This window comes from Novosphingobium sp. (assembly GCF_965229225.1).
Lineage (GTDB): Bacteria > Pseudomonadota > Alphaproteobacteria > Sphingomonadales > Sphingomonadaceae > Novosphingobium.
Genome location: NZ_OZ245867.1, coordinates 2,478,076 through 2,498,555, shown reverse-complemented (window position 1 = coordinate 2,498,555; position 20,480 = coordinate 2,478,076). Strand labels below are relative to the sequence as shown.

The following is a 20,480-nucleotide window of genomic DNA, read 5'->3' as shown; positions in this document are numbered from 1 at the left end:
CGCAGCAATTCCCTTGCGCATCGGTTGTGCCCCCGTTTTCTGCCTCTCAAAACGGAGTAGACCACGACTTCGGGGATGTTTCAAGCACTGCAATATTACCGGGGTCTATCCTGATGCATCTCGCGGCGAGACATGCATAAATCCTGCCAAAGGCGCGCAGACGGGCTTTGCCCGCGCCGCGGACCGGGCTATGGACCAACTCGAGTATGGATGAGACGCCCGCCACTGCGACCAACCAGGCAACCCTCGCCCAGGGCGGGCTGGAAGTTGTCTCGATCGCCAAGAGCTATGACAAGCGCGCGGTGCTGACCGATATCTCGCTATCGGTGGGCAAGGGCGAAGTGCTGGGGCTGCTTGGCCCGAACGGTGCGGGCAAGACCACCTGCTTCTATTCGATCATGGGTCTGGTGCGGCCGGATTCGGGGCGTATCCTGCTTGATGGCGTCGATATCACCCGCCTTCCCATGTATCGCCGCGCGATCCTCGGGCTGGGCTATCTGCCGCAGGAAACCTCGATTTTCCGGGGCATGACGGTCGAGCAGAACATCATGACCGTGCTCGAACTGGTCGAGCCCGACAAGACCACCCGTGCGGCAGAGCTCGACCGGCTGCTCGACGAGTTCGGCCTCACCCGCCTGCGCACCTCGCCTGCCATGGCGCTCTCGGGCGGTGAGCGGCGCCGCTGCGAAATTGCCCGCGCGCTGGCGGCGAATCCGTCGATCATCCTGCTCGATGAACCGTTCGCGGGCATCGATCCGCTTTCGATCAGCGACATTCGCCACCTCGTGATCGATCTCAAGAATCGCGGCATCGGCGTGCTGATCACCGATCACAACGTGCGCGAGACGCTCGATATCGTGGACCGCGCCTGCATCATCTATGGCGGGCAGGTGCTGTTCGCCGGCAGCCCCGAAGCGCTGGTGGCCGATCCCAACGTGCGCCGGCTCTATCTGGGCGAAGGCTTCACCCTATGACATTTCGGGGTGTGATGCTGCCGAGACCGGGAGGATAGGCGGCGATGGCGCTGGGTCCGCGGCTCGACCTCCGCCAGAGCCAGTCACTGGTCATGACCCCGCAGCTTCAGCAGGCGATCAAGCTGCTGGCGCTGTCGAACCTCGAGATCGAGACCTTCATCGGGGAGGCGATGGATTCGAACCCGCTGCTCGAACTGGGCGAAAGCGGGCCTGAAGGCGGCAGCGAACCCGGGTTCGAGGGCGAGCCGGACGCGCTGCGGCGCACGACACTTGAATCCTCTCCAGTGGATCAGCTGGTCAGCGAAGGGCGCGCGGCGGATGACCGGCCGCTCGATATCGACACCGCCGCACTCGACCGCGACCGCGATACCGGTGACGGTGATCAGGGTGGGGGCGCAAAGAGCGATTTCACCGATAGCCTCGGCGATTTCGGTAGTAGCGGCGCGGGCGGCGAAGCACCCGACATCAACGAGCGCGGCGGGACAAGCGAAACGCTGGCCGAGCATCTCCATGCGCAGATCGGCGCGGTCACGTCGGACCCGGCGTTGCTGTTTGCCGCGCGCTGGCTGATCGATCAGATCGACGAGGCGGGATACCTTACCACCACCCTCGAAGACGCGCGCGAGGCGCTTGGCCTGCCGCAGACGGCGGTGCAGGCGGCGCTGGCCCTGGTCCATTCGCTCGACCCCACCGGTGTGGGCGCGCGCAATCTTGGCGAATGCATCGCGCTGCAAGCGCGCGAGGCGGATCGCTACGATCCCTGCATGGCGCGGCTGATCGACAATCTCGATCTGCTCGCACGCGGCGAGATCGCGCGATTGAAGCGGCTCTGCCAGGTCGATGACGAGGACTTTTCGGACATGCTGCGCGAACTGCGCAGCTATGATCCCAAGCCGGGCCTGCGCTTTGGCAGCCGCCCGGCCGAGGCGGTCGTGCCCGATATCCTCGTGCAAGCGGTGATCGGCGATGACGGTGCAGGCCAAAGTCACATCGAGGGCTGGGACATCGCGCTCAATCCCGCGACCCTGCCGCGCCTGGTGGTCAATCGGCGATATTATGTGGAAATGCGGCATGCCTGCGTGGGCAAGGATGCCAAGGCGTGGCTGGGCGAGCGGCTGGCCGATGCCAACTGGTTGCTCAAGGCGCTCGATCAGCGGCAGAAGACGATCCTCAAGGTCGCCGCGGAAATCGTGAAGCAGCAGGAAGGCTTCTTCCGCATGGGCGTTGCGCACCTCAAGCCGCTAACCCTGCGCACCGTGGCCGAAGCGATCTCGATGCACGAATCGACCGTGAGCCGCGTGACGTCCAACAAGTACCTCCACTGCGCGCGCGGCACTTTCGAGCTGAAATACTTCTTCACCTCGGGCGTGGCGTCCTCGGATGGCGATGGCACGGTCTCGGCAGAATCGGTCAAAGCTGCGATCCGCCAGTTGATCGATGCGGAAGACCCCAAGGCGGTCCTGTCCGACGACACCCTTGTCGATCTCCTCAAGGCGCGCGGCTTCGATCTCGCCCGGCGGACAGTCGCCAAATACCGCGAGGCGATCGGGTTGGGGAGCTCGGTGCAGCGCCGCCGGCAGAAGGCACTGGCGGGCGTGCGCTAGTCTGTTCGGCTTGCGCGGGCCCGTTCCACCAGTGCAGCGCAAAGGCAGGCGGATCGGCCACGATGAGCAGGCGATGGTCGGGATGGTCGGGGTCGATCGGACTGAGGTCGAGCGCGACTTGCGGCGCGGTCGAGGGGCAGGCCGCTCTCCGCCTCACGCGCGAGGGTGATGCGGTGGCCGCCAAAGCCGAGTTCGGCGCCCGTCGCCACATCCAGTTCGCTCGAAGTGGCAGAGCGGCCGTTCACGGTGAACGGCTGCGCGCCGATCGATTCGATCAGCAGCCGCTCGCCATCGATCGCGCGGATGCGGGCTTGGCGGGGATCGAGCGGCTGCGCGGCTTCGTGGAGCTGGCGGTCTAGCGAGCGCAACGCTTCCACCATCTGCCTCTCGGTAATCGCGCCTTGCGCGTCATAGCGGTTGGCCGAAAGTGCGCGCGGCAAGGTGGCATAGGCCGCCACCCGGGCAGCGCATCAGGTTCGGGTTGCCCTGCGTGCCGATGGCCAGCACGACCGCTTGGGCCATGACCACTTCACCGCTCGCCAGCGTGATCGCATAGGGCGGGGCGTGGCGCTGCAGTTCGGTCATCGTGGTTGAACAATCGCGCGCACGGGTCGCGATCTTCTGGACCGAGCCCTTGATGGCGGAGCCGGTGCCGCGGATCGATCTGACCTCGGCGTTGTACTTGACGTTGACGTCCAGTTCCTCGGTCCGCCGGTTCCAGCGACCAAGGATATCCTCGCGCTTGCCCGCATCGAATTCCTGATCGGAGCGCAGCACGAGCTGTGACGGCGTCGCCATCAGGTGCTTGCCCTTCTGGTAGTTGTAGATCGTATCTGAAAGGTGGTCGCTCTTTTCGAGCAGTACGTGCGGCAGGCCCAGTTGTGCCGCCCGGCTCGCCGTTGCCATCCGTTCCGCCCCCGCGTGCGGCGCGCTGCCGCTGCACCGCTTGCATGGTGCGGGTGGCAGAGGATATGCCCGGCACGAGGGGCAGCGTCGACTTCGGCGCACAAGGGAGCATGTGATGACCGAGGCCGAACCTACGCCGACCCCAGAACCCGCCCGCGCGTCCCCGGCTTCCCCCGCTTCCGCTTCCGCTTCCGCTTCCCCTCCCAGCACTTCATCGGGCCGCGGCGGCCGCGTCGTCCTCGTGCTGGCGGCGGTCGTCGCGCTCACGGCAGGCGGCGTTGCCGTCTGGCGCGGCCAGCGCGATGCCGAGATCATTGCCCTGCCGCCTGCCCCCACCGAAAGCCAGGCCCCATCGGTCGATGATGTGATCACCCGGCTGGAAGCGCGGCTCAAGGCCAAGCCCGACGATGCCGAAGGCTGGCGCATGCTCGGTTGGTCCTACTTCCAGACGCAGCGCTATGCCGAAGCGGCGACCGCGCTCAAGGAAGCAACCAAGCTCGATTCCACGCACGCAGAGACCTATTCGTTCCTCGGCGAATCGCTGGTCCTTGCCAGCAAGACCGAGGGCAAGATCCCCGCTGATGCGCAGGCCGCCTTCAGAAAGGCGCTCAAGCTCGATCCCAAGGATGCGCGGGCGCGCTATTTCCGCGCCGTGGCGATGGATCTGGGCGGGCAGCACCGCAAGGCGATCGACGCCTGGTTCGCGCTGCTCAAGGATACGCCTGCCGACGCGCCCTATGCCGAAGATATCCGAGCGGTGATCAAGAACGTGGGGGACCGCTACAAGATCCCCTACGAGGAGCGCCTCGCTGCCGCCCAGTTTGCCGCGCCCGCCGGCGGCATGGCTACCAATGGTGCGGCGGTCGCTTCGGGCGCCATTCCGGGGCCGTCGTCGGCCGAGATAAAGGCAGCTTCCACGCTGCCCAAGGGCCAGCAGGAAGCGATGATCCGCGGCATGGTCGATGGGCTGGAGGCAAAGCTTGCGAAGAACCCGGGCAATGCCGATGGCTGGATCATGCTGATGCGCAGCCGCATGCAACTGGGCGAACCGGGCAAGGCCGCAAAGGCGTTTGAAGGGGGCCTTGCGGCCTTCCGCAACGATCTGGGCGCCACCCGCAAGCTGCGCGAGGCGGCGGTCGCGATCGGTGTGCCGGGCGCGGCTCCTGCCCGATAAGGCGTCACTTCTTAAAAAAGGTTTCGCCCGACGCTACGCGCACCGACACGGGAAAAGACCCTTATCAGGGCACTTAACTATTGACAGAAAATGAGATTTTACCAAGCTACCGGGCATGTTCAGATTTCCGTAACGCGAACGGTACCGGCCATGGCGCTTACGATAAATTAACCTTTCATGTTCATTGGTCATATGGTTAATGACGGTGAAGGCCCTCGGTTAGGGGCCTGAGCCATCGGGGAATGGCAATAAGGGGCTGATCCATGCGCGTGCTGCTGATCGAGGACGAGCCGACCACGGCCAAGGCGATTGAGCTGATGCCCACGACCGAAGGTTTCAATGTCTATGCAACCGACCTCGGGGAAGAAGGCCTCGATCTCGGCAAGCTGTATGATTACGACATCATCCTGCTCGACCTCAACTTGCCCGACATGCACGGGTACGACGTGCTCAAGAAGCTGCGCGTCGCCAAGGTGCAGACGCCGGTGCTGATCCTCTCCGGCATTGCCGAGATGGACTCCAAGGTCCGCAGCTTCGGCTTCGGTGCCGACGATTATGTCACCAAGCCGTTCCACCGCGAAGAACTCATCGCCCGCATCCACGCCGTGGTGCGCCGCTCGAAGGGCCACTCGCAGTCGGTCATCCGCACCGGCAAGCTTTCGGTCAATCTCGATGCCAAGACGGTCGAGGTCGACAGCGCCCGTGTCCACCTGACGGGCAAGGAATACGCGATGCTCGAGCTGCTTTCGCTGCGCAAGGGCACCACGCTGACCAAGGAAATGTTCCTCAACCATCTCTATGGCGGGATGGACGAGCCGGAACTCAAGATCATCGACGTGTTCATCTGCAAGCTGCGCAAGAAGCTCGCCCATGCCTGCGATGGTGAAAACTACATCGAAACCGTCTGGGGCCGCGGCTATGTGCTGCGCGATCCGGATGAAAAGCTGGAAGTCGAAGCGGCCTGATCGGCCAAAAATCCCCCCGGAGATCGACCTCCCGTGCGCAGCGGCCCGTCAGCAATGACGGGCCGCTTGCGTTTGAGGACTCAGCCGACCCGGTGGAAAGTGTTGGTTTCCAGCTTGGGCATGGCCGTACCGGCCCAGATGATCGTCTCGGTCATCGAGCGACGATCACGCGATACGGTATAGACCCGCGTCGAAACCGGTGCGCCGTCCTTGCCCAGCGTCATCACCAGTGTTCCCGGCGCGGGCTGGCGCAGTGAGCCGCTGTCGATGAAGCCCATGTTTCCGGTCACCGGCACAGGCGCGGCATCGAGCGCGGCAGTGGATTCGGCATGCAACGTGCCGCCATCGGGGTTCACGATCTCGACCGCAGTGGTCCAGCGCTGATCTGGTGCCACGCTGAAGCTGATGGTGACGCTGCGTGGACGTTCTTCGGCGGGCACGCGGGCCACATCGAGCGCCCAGCGGCCGATCAGCGGCGAGATGTGCGCGGCGCCTGCGGCCGCCGGGGCAGCCTGCGGACGGGCCGCGTTGAACGGCGCGTCCGCTGCCATCAGCAGCGATCCTGCGGCGATGAGTGGCATGGCGATGAGCATGGCAATCTTTCCTTTCGGTCCTGACAGCCCGCGGCTTGCGGGCTGGACCGATCCCTCCGCCCCGGCGGATGTCATTGCCAGATCAGGATTTCTGTCCCAGATTTTCTGGGCCCCCAGCTGCCGCGCCAGTTCGCGGCTGCTGCCCACCCCGGTTTTGCGGCGGGCATCGCGCAGCCGTTCGTTGATCGAGGCTTCGGTCCGGTCGAGCTTCACGGCGATCGATTTGATCGTGTGCCCCTCGGCCAGCAGCCGCAGCACTTCAAGCTCGCGCGCGCTCAGCTTGTCCGCAAGCGAACTTTGCCCAAACGCGGGGGCACCGCTCAGGGGTTCCATGGCCGACATGGTTTTTGAGTGACCACATGCCCCGCCGGGCGTCCATCCCAAATTTCTTGTCTGGCGCACCGGGAGCGAATACCACGCCTTCTTGATGAGAGGGTCCCTCACCGCATATCTTGCCGGATGCTCTGCTGTTGCTGGCCTGCTGGTCTGGGGCCTGCCGGATGCAGCGCGCGCGCAGGAAGCAGCGGAGCAGTCCATCCTCGTTACCGCGCCCGGTGCCGGGGTGGACAGCGACGACGCGCTGGGCCTTTCGCGCGAAGACCTGGTCCGCAGCGGACGCCCCGATCTCATCGGCGCGCTCACGCGCCAGCTGCCCGGTGTCACCCTGCAGGATGCGCAGGGCAACCCCTGGCAGCCGGTGCTGGTCTATCGCGGTCAGACCGCGTCGGGCGCGCAGGGCCAGTCGCAGGGTCTGGCGGCATACCTCGACGGTGCCCGGTTCAACCTGCCGTTCGGCGATACCGTGTCGCTCGATCTCCTGCCCGATGCGGCGCTGCGTGACGTCGAATTGGTCGATTCGAGCCCGGTCTACGGCCTCAATGCGCTCGGCGGCGCGCTGGTGCTCGAAACCGCGACCGGGCGCAGTGCGCCCGGCGTGACTGGCAGCGCCTCGCTCGGCGCTTATGGTGCGCATGACGCAAGCCTCGCAGCAGGGGGCGCGGCGGGCCGGTGGAGCGTGTTTGCCGCCGTGCAATCGCGCGGCGAGAAGGGTTGGCGCGATTTCAGCAGCTCGCGCCTGGCCAGCGGCTATGCCGATCTCGGCTATGATGGCGTGGCTGCCGGGCTCCACGCCAAGCTGATCGTGGCAAGCACCGGCCTCAGCGGCAATGGCGCCTCGCCCGAGGATCTGCTCGCCGTGCGGCGCGCGGCGGTGTTCACCCATCCCGACCGCACCGAGAACCGCTTCACCCGCGTCAGCCTCCACCCCTGGGCCGATCTCGCGCCCACCACGCGGCTGCAGGCGGCCGTCTATGCGCAGTGGCAGACCAGCCGCGCGCTGAATGGCGATGCCGCCGATATCGAACCCTGCGAGGATGAACCGGGTCTGCTCTGCCTCGAAACCGAGGACGAGGGTGAGGAGGAGGCCGAAGTCCTCACCGATCGGCTTGGCCGTCCGATCGGTGCGCTGGCGGGCGATCCCACTTATGCCGTGCTCAATCGCGGCGAGCTGCATTCGCGCGCCTTTGGCATGCTGGCGCAGATCACCGACCGGCGGCCGCTGCTGGGGGGCAGCAATGTGCTGACGCTCGGCACCAGCCTTGATTACGGGCGCAGCGCCTTTGCCGCGACGACCGCGCTCGGCACGCTCGATGCGACGCGCGGCGTGCAGGCGGCTGGCCCGGTGATCGCGCAGGATGACAACGCGATTGCGCCGGTCTCGGTCGTGACCCGCAACCTCTACGCCGGTTTTTTCGCGGCGGAGACGCTGCCGCTGGGGCCGCGCCTGCGGCTCGAGGCGGGGCTTCGCTACAATTACGCGGCGATCCGGCTCGACGACCAGCTGGGAACGGCGCTCGATGGGCGGCACTTCTTCACCCGGCTGAACCCCGGGTTCGAGCTCGACTGGGACGCTGCCCCCGGCCTCTCGCTGCGCGCAGGCTATGCCGAGACGAACCGCGCGCCCACCCCGGCGGAGCTTTCCTGCGCCGATCCCGAAGCGCCATGCAGCCTCGCCAACTTCTTCGTCGCCGATCCGCCGCTGCGGCAGGTCGTGGCGCGGACGTGGGAGCTGGGCGCATCGGGCAAGGGCGCGGCGGGCGGTTGGCGGCTGACATGGCTCGCCTCGGTCTACCGCGCGGACAGCCGCGACGAGATCCGCCGCATCGCCTCGGGCGTGCGCGGGCGGGCCTATTTCCAGAACCTTGGTGACGCGCGGCGGCAGGGCGTCGAGCTCTCGCTGACGGCACAGCGCGGCGGGTTCAGGGTGGGCGCAACTTATGCCTTCACCGATGCCACCAACCGCTCGCTGGTGCGGATCGCCAGCCACGGCAATCCGGACGCCGAAGCGGACGGGGCGATCACGGTGCGGCCCGGCGACCGGCTGCCCGGCGTGCCGCGCCACAGCGCCAATCTCAATCTGGACTATGCCGGGAAGATGGGAGCCGGAAAGGCTGGCGCAGGGCGGCGTTTCAGCCTCGGCGGCACGCTTTCAGCGCGGTCCGGGCAAGTTTTGCTGGGCGACGAAGCGAACCGCGCCCCGCTGGTGCCGGGCTATGTACTGGTGGATGTGCGCGCAGGGATCGAACTCCTGCGCGATGTCGTGCTGTTCGGTGAAGTGCGCAACCTGTTTGACCGCGCGCACGCCACGTTCGGCACCTTTGGCGAGATCGGCTCGGTTCCACTCGCCGAAGCGCCGGGGGCTTCCTCGCCGCGCTTCCTCGGCCCGGGTGCGCCGCGCCGCTGGACGATCGGGATCAGGCGCGGGTTCTGAGCGGCCCGATCATGCGCATTGACCATTTGGGGCCTCGCTGCCACAGGCGCGCACCATGACCGCGCACAAGCCGGGCGATCCGCTCACCATCAACCGTCTCTATGGCCGCGCCAAGGGCAAGCCCCTGCGTGCGGGCCAGCAGGCCCTGATCGATACGCTGCTGCCGCAGATCGCGGTGCCTGATGAAGGGCCGGTCACGGCGGAGGCGTTGTTCGGCGACGCGCGCCCGCTGCATTTCGAGATCGGCTTCGGCGGCGGCGAGCACATGGCGGGGCGGGCGGACATGCTGCCCGATCATGGTTTCATCGGTGCCGAGCCTTTCCTCAACGGCGTGGCGCAGGCGCTGGTCCACGTCGATGGCGGGCGCGGGTCTGATGGCAGCGCCGCTGGCATGCCGATCCGCAACGTGCGCATCCACCACGGCGATGCGCTGGAAGTGCTGGCGCGGGTGCCCGATGGCGCGCTCTCGTTCGTCTATCTGCTCCACCCCGATCCCTGGCCCAAAGCGCGCCACGCCAAGCGCCGGATGATGAACGACGGGCCGGTGGACCTCATCGCGCGCAAGCTGAAGCCGGGCGGCGAATTCCGCTTCGGAACCGATCATCCGGTCTATCTGCGCCATGCGTTGATGATCATGCGCGGCCATACCGACCAGTTCGAATGGCTGGCGCAAAGCCCACGCGATTTCCAGACCCGCCCCGGCGGCTGGCCCGAGACCCGCTACGAGGCCAAGGCCCGCGCGCAGGGGCACGAGGTGTGGTACTTCCGCTACCGCCGCCGCTGACGGCGCGCTGGCCGGCTCGCACCCTGCGATGTCTTGCAATGCCTTGCCCGGGATCACCCGGCACGCAGCGCATTAACCAATTAATCTCTTCCTAACCAAGGAAGCTTACCATCTGCCCATACGCCGGACAGGAACGGGATTGTCCGGCCGGAAAAGCGAAGCGAGGGGCTCATGGCCACGACGAGGACAGCGCAGACCATTCTGACCGAGATGCGGGAGTTTGCCGGATTTTCGCCGTGCGAGCAGCGTTATATTCGGCGCAGCCTCGATGTCGGACTCGCCCGCCACGACGCATTCCGGCGCTGGGCGCGCGGACCTGCCGAATCGGCTTCGATCCGCACCCAGTACGTGATCTACCAGGACCTCAAGCTGCTGCGCAGCCTGCTGAAAAGTGAAGTCGAATCCGGCGAGGGCACAGGTCTCGAGGACCTTGAAACCGTGATGGGCCCGCTGCTGCGTGTTACCACGTTCGATCTTGCGCAGGGCCGAATCGAATGCTTCTCGGCCTATCGCTTCCTCTACGAACGCCTTCTCGGCGCCGAAGTGCGCCCTTGGCTGCCGGGCGCGTTCTGCGGCGCCGCCGCCCTGCCGCACATCCGTCCGGATCGCCGCAAGGAACTGCTCCAGTCGATCAGCGAAGCTGCCGCGACCGCGCCTGCCTGGTCGATGTGCGCGCCGCGGTTCTTCCCGGACTATGTCGAAATGGAAGAAGCCGCCTGAGGCTGACCGTCCCTTCGTCATTGCATCACTACGTTTGCAATGACGAAGTTAGTTGTCTGCCTCTTCGCTGTTACTTCGCCCGGTCGGGCTTCGCGCGCCATGTGCCCTTGCGGTGCGGCTTCTTCGGCGCTTCGGGGCGGCCGGCCTGGCGATAGGGCTTGGGCGCGTGGTTCGGCTTGCCTTCGCGGCGATGCTTGCGCGCTTCCTCGCGCGGGGCACCGTCCATCGGCCCGATTTCGAACTCGTCGGCTTCCTCGGCGGTGCGGCGCACGGCGTCCATGAAGCGGGCGGCGATCGCGGTCGGCACTTCGAACATCGTTTCCTGCGCAGTGATACGGATCGCGCCGATCTCGCTGCGGCTGACATGGCCGCGGCGGCAGAGCAGCGGTAGGATCCAGCGCGGATCGGCGTTCTGGTCGCGCCCGAAGTTGAGCCGCATCCAGGTGCTCTGCTCGAAGCCGGGGCGCGGCTCGCGCTGCGCGGGCGGGCCGGCATCGCCCGCGCTCATCATGTCCTCGGGCTCGGGCAGGCGGGCGCGGTGAACCTGCACGAGCGCGGCGGCGATATCTTCAGCGCTGCGTTCGGCGAGGAGCCGGGTCGCGAGCGCACGGTCTTCTTCGCTCGCCTCGACCGGCGCGAGGAGCGCGGCCATCATCCGGTCATTATCGGCCGCGCGGATATCGGCGGCGGAAGGCGCTGGCACCCACTGCGCCGGAATGCGCGCGCCGCGCAGCATGGCTTCCACCCGCTTGCGGCGCGGATAGGGCACGATCAGCACGGCGGTGCCCTTCTTGCCCGCGCGTCCGGTGCGGCCCGAGCGGTGCTGCAGCGTTTCGGCATCGCGCGGAATCTCGACATGCACGACGAGGCTCAAGGACGGCAGATCGATCCCGCGCGCGGCGACATCGGTGGCAACACAAACGCGCGCGCGGCGATCGCGCAGGGCCTGCAGCGCGTGGTTGCGCTCGCTCTGGCTGTGCTCGCCCGAAAGCGCGACGACGGCAAAGCCGCGCTCGGTCAGGCTGGCATGCAGGCGGCGCACATTGTCGCGCGTGGCGCAAAACAGCATCGCGGTTTCCGCTTCGTGGAAGCGCAGCAGGTTGACGACCGCGTTCTCGATATCGGCGGGGGCGACGGCCATCGCTTGGTAATCGATATCGCCGTGGCCGCGTTCCTCGGTGACCGTGGAAATGCGCAGTGCATTGTGCTGGTAACGGCGGGCGAGCGCGACGATGGGCGCGGGCATCGTTGCTGAAAACAGCATCGTGCGGCGCTCCTGCGGCGTGGCGTCGAGGATCGCCTCGAGGTCTTCGCGAAAGCCCATGTCGAGCATTTCGTCGGCCTCGTCGAGCACCGCCACGCGCAGCGCGGAGAGTTGCAGCGCGCCGCGTTCAAGATGATCGCGCAGGCGGCCCGGGGTGCCGACGACGATGTGCGTGCCATAACCCAGTGCGCGGCGTTCGCGCGAGGCGTCCATGCCGCCGACGCAGGTGGCGATGCGCGCGCCGGTCTGTTCGTAGAGCCACTCCAGCTCGCGGCTGACCTGCAGCGCGAGTTCGCGGGTGGGGGCAATCACTAGCGCGAGCGGCGCGCCGGCGGGGCCCATGCGGTCTTCACTGGCGAGCAGCTGCGCGGCCATGGCGAGACCGAAAGCGACGGTCTTGCCCGAGCCGGTCTGCGCGGAGACAACAAGGTCACGCCCCTCGGCTTCGGCTTCGAGGACGGCGGCTTGCACCGGCGTGGGTGCGGCATAGCCGCGTGCTGCCACGGCGGCGCCGAGGGCGGGGGGGAGTTTGGAAAAGGGCATAGGGCTTTCGGGGGAAGGACGTGTGCCCGGACATGCGTTGGCGGCCAGAACGCACCGCCTCCACGCCGGAAGATGCGCGCCCCATAGACCAATCGGAGCGGTTTGGCTTGTGTTGATTGCAGGCAGGCCGGGATTGGGGCTGCCACACCGCGCCGAATGGGTCAACGGCGGCTTCCGTAAGGCGGATCGATACGTTCGAGGCGTGATCGTCAGAACGCGGTTTCTCTCAAGAGGCAAGATCAAGTGGATGGCCGGGATATAAGGGAAAGCGCGTAGTTCAGTTAATGAGGCTAACTATGCAGTTAATGATGCCATTTTGCCATAGTGTGGCAATTATTTTCGTCCCCCTGAGAGCGCGATTGCATTGTCATGGCCCAGCGTTAACACTTTGACACGCTCAAATCGCTGTTGCGACTTGCGATTGCAGGGCTTTGACAGGGGAATTAGAATGAAGATTGCGAATTGGACTTTGCGCTGCAGCGCGGCAGGATTGGCTATTGCAATTGGCGTTTCGGCGGTGCCGGCCATGGCGCAGGCTGATCCGGCGAGCGATGCCGGCGCTGCCACCGCACCCGCAGAAGAAATCATCGTGACAGGTTCGCGCATCCGCCGCGATCCTCTTGATCAGGCATCGCCGGTTATCACGCTGGATAACACGGCGATTGCCCGTACCGGGCTTTCCTCGGTTGCCGATATCCTGCAGCGGCTGCCAAGCTCGGCGGGCGGTCTCAACACCCGCTTCAACAACAGCGGCAACCTCGGCAATCCGCCCGATGGCGGCGGCGTCGGTGCCGGTTCGGCGACAATCGATCTGCGCTACCTCGGCGCCAAGCGCACGCTCGTTCTGGTGGACGGGCTGCGCTATGTCAGCGGTGCCTCGGCCAGTGGCATCCCCAACTCGGTCGACCTCAATTCGATTCCCGAAGGCATGATCGACCGGATCGAAGTGCTGCAATCGGGTGCATCTCCGCTCTATGGCTCGGACGCAATCGCGGGTGTGGTGAACATCATCACCAAGTCGAAGCAGGACGGCCTCAAGCTCTCGGCACAGTACGGCGAGTTTCTCGGCAAGGGCGATGGCGGCACGCAGAGCTATCAGGCGAGCTACGGCACCGGCAAAGACGGGGTCCATATCGTCTTCGGGGCGAACTATACCAAGCAGGATTCGGTCAGCGCGCGCAACCGGTCGATCTCGCAGTTTCCCAATCCCGGGCAAACGGCATGCTCCGATCCGATCGGCGGCTGCAGCAGCGCAACCCCGCTTGGCCGCTTCCTCGTGCTTGGCCAGAATCTGACCCTGCGCGGGCCGGTTACGAGTGGCAAGCCGGTCTATGATCCGACTTTGGCGACCGGCGATTACAAGGCGTTCACATCGGCGGACCGCTTCAACTTTGCGCCTTACAACTATTTCCAGACGCCAAGCGAACGCTACGGCGGTTTCGTGAACGCTCATGCCGAGTTCAGCGATGCGGTCAGCCTAAAGCTCAAGCTGGTCTACAACCATCGCAAATCGCAGAACCAGGCCGCGTTCCTGCCGCTCTTCGTCGGGCCGGATGCGGGTAACGGCAACCTTCTCGACACGATCAAGATCGATGCGACCAACCCGTACAATCCATTCGGGGTCACGCTCGATTCGTCGAACTACTCCTTCATCGCCCGCCGACTGGTCGAAGCCGGTCAGCGCACTTACACGCAGAATGTCGATACGTTCAGCGTCACCGGTACGCTCGATGGTCGCTTCGCCCTGTTCGGGCATAACTGGTACTGGGACGTCAACGCAGTGTTCGGGACGAACAGCGCAAAGCAGCTGTTCACCGGCAACGTGAACGCCGCGAAGCTGGCCCAGGCCCTCGGGCCGTTGGCGCAGTGCACCGGATCCTGCGTGCCCTTCAACATCTTCGGCGGGGCCGGCTCGGTCACGCCTGACATGCTCAAGTTCGTCGGCTTTGACGAACATGCGCGCAGCAGCCAGCAGCTTCAGGATTTTCAGGCGAACATTTCCGGCGAACTGTTCGATCTGCCCGGAGGCCCGGTCGGCATCGCGCTGGGTGCGGAACGCCGCAAGCAGACCGGTAGCTTCGATCCCGATCCGGTGATCCAGGCCGGGCTTGGTGCGGATATCCCGGCGCAAGCCGCGCGTGGCAGCTTCACCGTCAATGAAGTCTACGGCGAATTGCGCCTGCCGCTGCTCAAGGATCGGCCGTTCTTCCAGCTACTCGAACTGAGCGGCGCTGCGCGGTACTCCGATTATTCGACTTTCGGCGGCAATACCACGCTGACCGGCAGCGCGCAGTGGAAGCCGGTCGCTGATCTGCTGCTGCGGGGCTCCTATGGCCAGAGCCTGCGCGCACCGAGCATCGGCGAACTCTATGGCGCACGCTCGCGCTTCGATCAGCCGCTTTCGGATCCCTGCACCAACGTGGCCGGCTCGCTCTATCAAAGCTCGGCAACGGTGCGGGCGAACTGCACGGCCAATGGCGTACCCGCGAATGGCAGCTACAAGGAACCGCAAGGCGGCCAGCTCCCGGTCCTGACCGGCGGCAACCCCAACCTGCAGCCGGAAACCTCGCGCACCATACTGTTCGGGGCGGTCTATGCGCCTGCCTTCCTCAACCGCCAGGTGAGCCTCGAGCTCAACTACTATGACGTGCGGGTGAAGGGCGCGATCGGCTCGATCGGTGCCGATGTGCTGCTGAACAGGTGCGCGCTTTCGGGCGATGCGCTGAGCTGCAGCGCGGTCAAGCGTACGCCGAGCGGCTTCATCTCGTCGATCAACGGCGTGCTGCTCAACACCGGCACGATCAGCACCAAGGGGCTCGATGCCACGCTGACAGCGCGGGCAAACAAGGGTGGTCTGGCGATCAATGCCAACTACCTGTTCCGCTATGTCGAAGGTGTGCCGGCAACCTCCGGCGTAACCTCCACCGCCTATCAGGGCTTCGAGCGCGGCAGCCCCGATCAGGCTTATCCGCGGTTCAAGATGACGGGTGTTGCCGATTACACGTTGGGCCCAGTCACGGCGACGCTGACCGGACGCTACATCAGTGGCGTGACCGAAATCCAGGACACCAGCAAGAAGCTCGCCTCGCGGTTCTACACCGACATCCAGTTGATCGTGCGGCCGAAGTTCCTCGACAGCCGCTTCGCGATCACTGCGGGCGTCAACAATCTGTTCGATGTCGATCCGCCGGCGTGCTTCAGCTGCAGCTTGAACAACTACGATCCGACCACGTATGACGTGCCGGGACAGTTTGGCTATCTGCGGCTGACCTACCGGATGTAAGCGTCAAGGCCAATTTGCTTGGCTGGAAGCGCCGGGTTGCCCATGCAGCCCGGCGTTTTCCATTGCTGCTCACCCCTTGTACAGCGCGTCGATCCGCGCGCCGTAGCGTGCCTTGATCTTGTGGCGACGGATCTTCATCGAGGGGGTCATTTCCTCGTTGTCGATGGTGAAGGGCTCATCCGCCAGCGCGATCTGGCGGACCTTTTCGATCACCGAGAGGTCCTTGTTCACCCGGTCCACCGCCGCGCGGATCGCGGTGCGGAAGGCGGGGAGGTTCGACAGCGCGGCCATGTCGTATTTCTCGCCCTGCGCACGGGCCCATTCCATGGCCCATTCGGCATCGGGCACGATCAGGCCGACGATGTAGGGCCGCTTGTCGCCGGAGACCATCGCCTGCCCGATCTCCGGCTGAAGCGTGAGCATGCCCTCGATCCGCTGGGGCGAGACGTTGTCGCCCTTGTCGTTGACGATCATGTCCTTCTTGCGGTCGGTGATCTTGATGCGGCCCTTTGCATCGAAGTGGCCGATATCGCCGGTGTGCAGCCAGCCCGCCTGCGGCCCGTCTTGCGGGATCGCGCGCAGCGTCTCGGCATCGTTGTGCCAGTAGCCGTGCATCACGAGTTCGCCGCGCACGAGGATCTCGCCATCATCGGCGATCTTCACCTCGACCCCGCGCATCGGCGGGCCAACGGTGTCCATCGCGAGGCCGACCTTGGGCCGGTTGCAGCTGATCACCGGACCGGATTCGGTCTGGCCGTAGCCTTGCAGCATGGTGAGGCCCATGGCATCGAAGAACAGGCCGACATCGGGATTGAGCGGCGCGCCGCCCGAAACCATGGCCTTGATCCGGCCGCCGAAGCGCTGGCGGATCTTGGGGCGCAAGGTGCGTTCGATGAAGAAATCCATCGGCGCATCGATCAGGCGGCGCAGCACATTGGCGCCTTCGGCCTTGCGCGCGCCGATCGCGAGGGCGCGGGCCATCAGATAGTTGGGCAGTTTGCCCTGCTTTTCGACCTGCTTCATGATCCGCGCACGCAGCACTTCGAACAGGCGCGGGACGACGACCATCAGCGTGGGGCGCGTCTCCTCGATATTGCTGGCGAGCTTTTCCAGCCCTTCCGCATAGTAGATCTGCGCGCCCATGCCGATGGGGAGGTACTGGCCGCCGGTGTGTTCGTAGGCGTGGCTCAGGGGCAGGAACGAGAGGAACGCTTCGGTTTCCTTGCCGGTGGGATCCCAGCCCAGGTCTTCGGCGAGGATGTGCGCCGCACCATCGACATTGCACAGGATCGCGCCGTGGTGCTGGCACACACCGCGCGGGGCGCCGCCGGTGCCGCTGGTGTAGATGATGCAGGCGGTTTCGCTGCGGCTGATCGCGGCCACGCGCGCCGCCACCGAAAGGCGCGCGGAGACGGCATCGCCGCCGATGAGCGCCGACCAATCGTGGAAGCCGATGCGTTCGGACTGCATGCGGCGCAGCGGCTCCATGCCGATGATGTGCGCCACTTGCGATGCGCTGAGGCAGGCGGTGAGCAGCGGTTGCGCCAGCTTGGCATTGGAGACGATGACCGCGCGCGCACCCGAGTTTTCGAGCACATGGGCGTGGTCACGCTCGGTGTTGGTGACATAGGCGGGCACGGTGACGAGCCCGGCAGCCATGATCGCGAGATCGGCGATGCACCATTCGGGGCGGTTTTCCGAGACGAGCACCACCCGGTCGCCCGGATCGAGGCCAAGGCTGCGCAGCGATTCCGCAAGACAGCAGACCTGATCCGCCGCCTCGCGCCAGCTCAGCGAAGTCCAGCTGCCGCCGCGCTTGGCCCAGAGGAACGGACGATCCCCGAAGAACTCCGCCCGATCGAGGAACATGGCGACGAGATTGGGATAGGACGCAAAATCGGAAAGCTGCACGGTATGACGATCCCCTGGCCCATTGGTGCCCGCGCGGGCGGGCCTTTTGTTTGGCCCGGAAACTAGGAGTGCCGTTGCGGAAGGGCAAGCAGCCCTGTGGATATGGTTCAGGGCGAGGCGGTCGCGCCTTCGCTTCTGGGATCAGCAGCGCCGACCCAGTGGCACTTGCCGTTCTCGCCGGGCACCCATTCGATCGCATTGGCCTTGAGGCGCAGCGGCACCGCGACGACCTTGGTGTGGCCGAGTGCCTGAAGCGCCGGGACCATTGCGGCAAGCGGCGTGCCGGATTCTACCGCGAGCACACCGGGGGCGGGCATCACGATGCCCTGAGCGATGGCCTCGCGGGCGGAGAGGTTCCAGTCGAGCGTGCCGATGATCACGCGGATCACCTGCGGCGGGATGGTGTAGCCGCCCGCCGCGCCCGCGATCAGGCGCAGGTGGCCATCGGGGCCATAGACCACGACCGGGCTCATCGAGCTGCGCGGGCGCTTGCCGCCTTCGACGCGGTTGGCGGTGGGCTTGCCATTGCGGTCGGGGGCGAGGTTGAAGTCGGTCAGTTCGTTGTTGAGGTAGTAGCCGCCGACCACGAGGCCCGAACCGAAGGCGCTTTCGACGGTGGAAGTGTAACTCGCGGCATTGCCCCAGCGATCGACAGCGGCGAAGTGCGTTGTGCCGTTCTCGGGGATGGGGCCGGCCATGGCGAAGCGGTCGCTCGCGCCGGCGGGTTTGCCGGGGGCCACATCGGCCATCGTCGCGCTATCCGAAATCAGCGCCGAGCGCGCGGCGACATAGGTAGGGTCGATCAGCCCAGCGGTCGGCACCGGGACGAAATCGGGATCGGCAAGCCAGGTGTCGCGGTCGGCGAAGGCGAGCCGCTCCGCCTCGGCTATCAGGTGCCACGCCGTGGGCGAGGCGGGGCCCATGGCCTTGAGATCGAAGCGTTCGAGCATGCCCAGCGTCTGCAGCACGGTCACGCCGCCGGCCGAGGGCGGGCCCATGCTGCACACCCGCCACACACGGTAGCGGCCGCAGACGGGATCGCGCCGCTTCGCCTTGTAACCCGCCAGATCGGCGGTGGACATCGGTGCGGGGTTGCGGGGGCTTGTGCCGACCTTGGCGGCGACCGCCTTGGCATTGCCGCCCAGATAGAAGCTGTCCGCCCCGAGCGCGGCGATCTTTTCGAACGTGGCGGCGAGTGCAGGGTTGCGCACCACGGTGCCGACAGGGAGCGGTGCCCCGTCCGCCCCGAAGAACAGGGCGCGCCCGGCGGGATCGAGCCCGGCAATATCGGGCGCCAGGGCCAGCGTGCTGGCAAGGCGCGGCGTGATCGCGAAGCCATCGCCTGCGAGCCGGATCGCCGGGCCGAACAGCACGCGCCAAGGGAGCTTGCCACTGCGGGCATGCACCGTGGCGGCAAGGCGCAAGTTCCCCGGAACCCCGACGCTGCGCCCGCCGGGAACGGCGTCGCTGTGGCTCAGCACTTTGCCATCGACAGTGAACCAGTTCGGCGTCGCGGCAGCAGGCGCCATCTCGCGCCCGTCAAAGCTTTCGACCGTGCCAGCCGCGTCGGCAGTCACGAGAAAGCCGCCGCCGCCGATGCCGGAGCTCTGCGGCTCGACCACGGTGAGCGCGAGCATGACGGCTATGGCGGCATCGGTGGCCGATCCGCCAAGGCGCAGCATTTCTGCCCCTGCTGCCGCAGCGCGCGGATCGGCGGCGGTGACGACGCCCATCTCCTCCGCGGCGAGCGATGCAGTGGGTGCAGGCGCGTTGGCGGGCCGGGCCGCGTTGGGCAGCGGCGCGCAGGCCTGGGCGAGAACGAACAGCGCGGCGGGCGCAAGCGAGCGGACGAAACGGAAAGCCATGGTGTAGCGTTATGCGCTGCCGACGGCCTCGGCAATGCTGCTCATGCCTGCGGCGCTCACGCGCTTGGCGAGGCCATCGACGATCCGCCGCACGAGGCCCGGTCCTTCATAGACCAGCGCGCTGTAGATCTGGATCAGGCTCGCCCCGGCGCAGATTCGTGCCCAGGCATCGTCCACGCTGGCGATGCCGCCCACGCCGATCAGCGGAAGGGTGCCGCCGGTGGCAGAGCGGAAATTGCGCAGCACCTGCAATGCCAGCGGGCGCAGCGGCTCGCCCGAGAGGCCGCCGGTCTCTCCCGCAAGCGGCGAGCGCAGCGAAGGGCGGGTGATCGTCGTGTTGCTCACGATCAGCGCGTCGAGCCGTTTGTCGATTGCGATCTTGCAGATGGCATCGATATCGGTGCTGGTGAGATCGGGGGCGAGTTTCAGGAACAGCTTGGTCGGCAAGGCGCCGCGCGCTTCGATCACGGCATCGAGCAGTTCTGCCAGCGCGGCGGGATCCTGCAGCGCGCGGAGGCCCGGCGTATTGGGCGAACTGATGTTGACGGTGAGGTAGCTGGCAAGCGGCGCCATGATCCGGGTCATTGCCGCATAATCGGCGATGCGGTCCGTCGAATCCTTGTTGGCCCCGATATTGGCACCGACGACCCCGGACCGATTCTGCCGGGCGGCGAGACGTGCCGCCACCACCTGCGAGCCCGCGTTGTTGAAGCCCATGCGGTTGATCACCGCGTTGTCCTCGACAAGGCGGAAGAGGCGCGGCTTGGGGTTGCCCTCTTGCGGGCGCGGGGTGACCGTTCCCGCCTCGACAAAGCCGAAACCCAGGCCGAGCAGCGCGTCCGGCACTTCGCCGTTCTTGTCGAACCCGGCGGCGATGCCCACCGGGTTGGGAAAGACGAGGCCTGCGACTCGCTGGCACAGCAATGGCTGCGGCGCGGCGCGGCCCGCACGCGGCGCGGCGGAGAGGGCGGCGATCGTGAGGCGATGGGCAGTCTCGGCGGGAATGCGGAACAGCAGGGGGCGGCAAATCGAGTAGAGCATGCTTGGGCGTTTCCCTCCGGCCCGTTGACGGGATGCTGCGTTCTATTGCCGCCCCGCGCGAGCACGCCAAGCTGCAATTACAA

At 66.2% G+C, this 20,480-nt stretch carries 14 protein-coding genes and 1 pseudogene; 8 read left to right on the top strand and 7 right to left on the bottom strand.

The window, feature by feature from the left end; translation table 11 throughout:
- Positions 1–206 precede the first annotated feature (206 nt).
- Positions 207–974 carry an LPS export ABC transporter ATP-binding protein gene (lptB, locus tag ACO06X_RS11415; protein ID WP_421836401.1) on the top strand — a complete coding sequence of 256 codons (768 nt, stop codon included), beginning with the start codon at positions 207–209 and terminating at the stop codon, positions 972–974.
- 44 nt (positions 975–1,018) lie between these two features.
- Positions 1,019–2,578: an RNA polymerase factor sigma-54 gene (rpoN, locus tag ACO06X_RS11410; RefSeq protein WP_421836400.1), complete on the top strand. Its 1,560-nt coding sequence runs from the start codon at positions 1,019–1,021 to the stop codon at positions 2,576–2,578.
- Here rpoN and ACO06X_RS11405 read toward each other — a convergent pair.
- Positions 2,575–3,018, bottom strand: a complete 444-nt coding sequence (locus ACO06X_RS11405; protein WP_421836399.1) for a hypothetical protein — start codon at positions 3,016–3,018, stop codon at positions 2,575–2,577. The two genes, rpoN and ACO06X_RS11405, sit on opposite strands and share 4 nt — an antisense overlap.
- Positions 3,017–3,484 (bottom strand): annotated as a pseudogene (locus tag ACO06X_RS11400) (oxidoreductase); the annotation flags it as partial. The pseudogene ACO06X_RS11400 and the gene ACO06X_RS11405, both read right to left, overlap by 2 nt.
- A gap of 115 nt (positions 3,485–3,599) precedes the next feature.
- Here ACO06X_RS11400 and ACO06X_RS11395 point away from each other — a divergent pair.
- A complete protein-coding gene (locus ACO06X_RS11395) occupies positions 3,600–4,658 on the top strand; it encodes a tetratricopeptide repeat protein (protein ID WP_421836398.1) in 1,059 nt (352 codons plus the stop codon).
- Positions 4,659–4,921: 263 nt separating this feature from the next.
- Positions 4,922–5,623, top strand: coding sequence for a response regulator transcription factor CtrA (gene ctrA / locus ACO06X_RS11390; protein WP_421836397.1), 702 nt, complete (start codon positions 4,922–4,924; stop codon positions 5,621–5,623).
- Between the two features lie 80 nt (positions 5,624–5,703).
- Here ctrA and ACO06X_RS11385 read toward each other — a convergent pair whose 3' ends face one another.
- Positions 5,704–6,558, bottom strand: coding sequence for a helix-turn-helix domain-containing protein (locus ACO06X_RS11385; protein WP_421836396.1), 855 nt, complete (start codon positions 6,556–6,558; stop codon positions 5,704–5,706).
- A gap of 85 nt (positions 6,559–6,643) precedes the next feature.
- Between ACO06X_RS11385 and ACO06X_RS11380 the strand changes: the two genes are divergently transcribed.
- The 3 genes from ACO06X_RS11380 to ACO06X_RS11370 all read left to right on the top strand — a co-directional run bounded on the left by ACO06X_RS11380 (position 6,644) and on the right by ACO06X_RS11370 (position 10,490).
- Complete coding sequence (locus ACO06X_RS11380) at positions 6,644–8,986, top strand: TonB-dependent receptor (protein ID WP_421836395.1); 2,343 nt, start codon at positions 6,644–6,646, stop codon at positions 8,984–8,986.
- Between the two features lie 55 nt (positions 8,987–9,041).
- Positions 9,042–9,770 (top strand): tRNA (guanine(46)-N(7))-methyltransferase TrmB, encoded by a 729-nt coding sequence (trmB, locus tag ACO06X_RS11375; RefSeq protein WP_421836394.1) that lies wholly within the window; start codon positions 9,042–9,044, stop codon positions 9,768–9,770.
- 171 nt (positions 9,771–9,941) lie between these two features.
- Positions 9,942–10,490: a hypothetical protein gene (locus ACO06X_RS11370; RefSeq protein ID WP_421836393.1), complete on the top strand. Its 549-nt coding sequence runs from the start codon at positions 9,942–9,944 to the stop codon at positions 10,488–10,490.
- Between the two features lie 70 nt (positions 10,491–10,560).
- Here the strand turns inward: ACO06X_RS11370 and ACO06X_RS11365 are convergent, their stop codons facing one another.
- Complete coding sequence (locus ACO06X_RS11365) at positions 10,561–12,297, bottom strand: DEAD/DEAH box helicase (protein ID WP_421836392.1); 1,737 nt, start codon at positions 12,295–12,297, stop codon at positions 10,561–10,563.
- 490 nt (positions 12,298–12,787) lie between these two features.
- Between ACO06X_RS11365 and ACO06X_RS11360 the strand changes: the two genes are divergently transcribed.
- Entirely contained in the window at positions 12,788–15,580 is a 2,793-nt protein-coding gene (locus tag ACO06X_RS11360) for a TonB-dependent receptor plug domain-containing protein (RefSeq protein WP_421836391.1), read from the top strand.
- A gap of 69 nt (positions 15,581–15,649) precedes the next feature.
- Here ACO06X_RS11360 and ACO06X_RS11355 read toward each other — a convergent pair whose 3' ends face one another.
- From ACO06X_RS11355 to ACO06X_RS11345, 3 genes are all read right to left on the bottom strand, one after another.
- A complete protein-coding gene (locus tag ACO06X_RS11355) occupies positions 15,650–17,491 on the bottom strand; it encodes an AMP-dependent synthetase/ligase (RefSeq protein ID WP_421836390.1) in 1,842 nt (613 codons plus the stop codon).
- A 107-nt stretch (positions 17,492–17,598) separates the two neighbouring features.
- Positions 17,599–19,356, bottom strand: a complete 1,758-nt coding sequence (ggt, locus tag ACO06X_RS11350) for a gamma-glutamyltransferase (RefSeq protein ID WP_421836389.1) — start codon at positions 19,354–19,356, stop codon at positions 17,599–17,601.
- A gap of 9 nt (positions 19,357–19,365) precedes the next feature.
- Positions 19,366–20,397, bottom strand: coding sequence for a quinone-dependent dihydroorotate dehydrogenase (locus tag ACO06X_RS11345; RefSeq protein ID WP_421836388.1), 1,032 nt, complete (start codon positions 20,395–20,397; stop codon positions 19,366–19,368).
- Between the last annotated feature and the right edge of the window lie 83 nt (positions 20,398–20,480).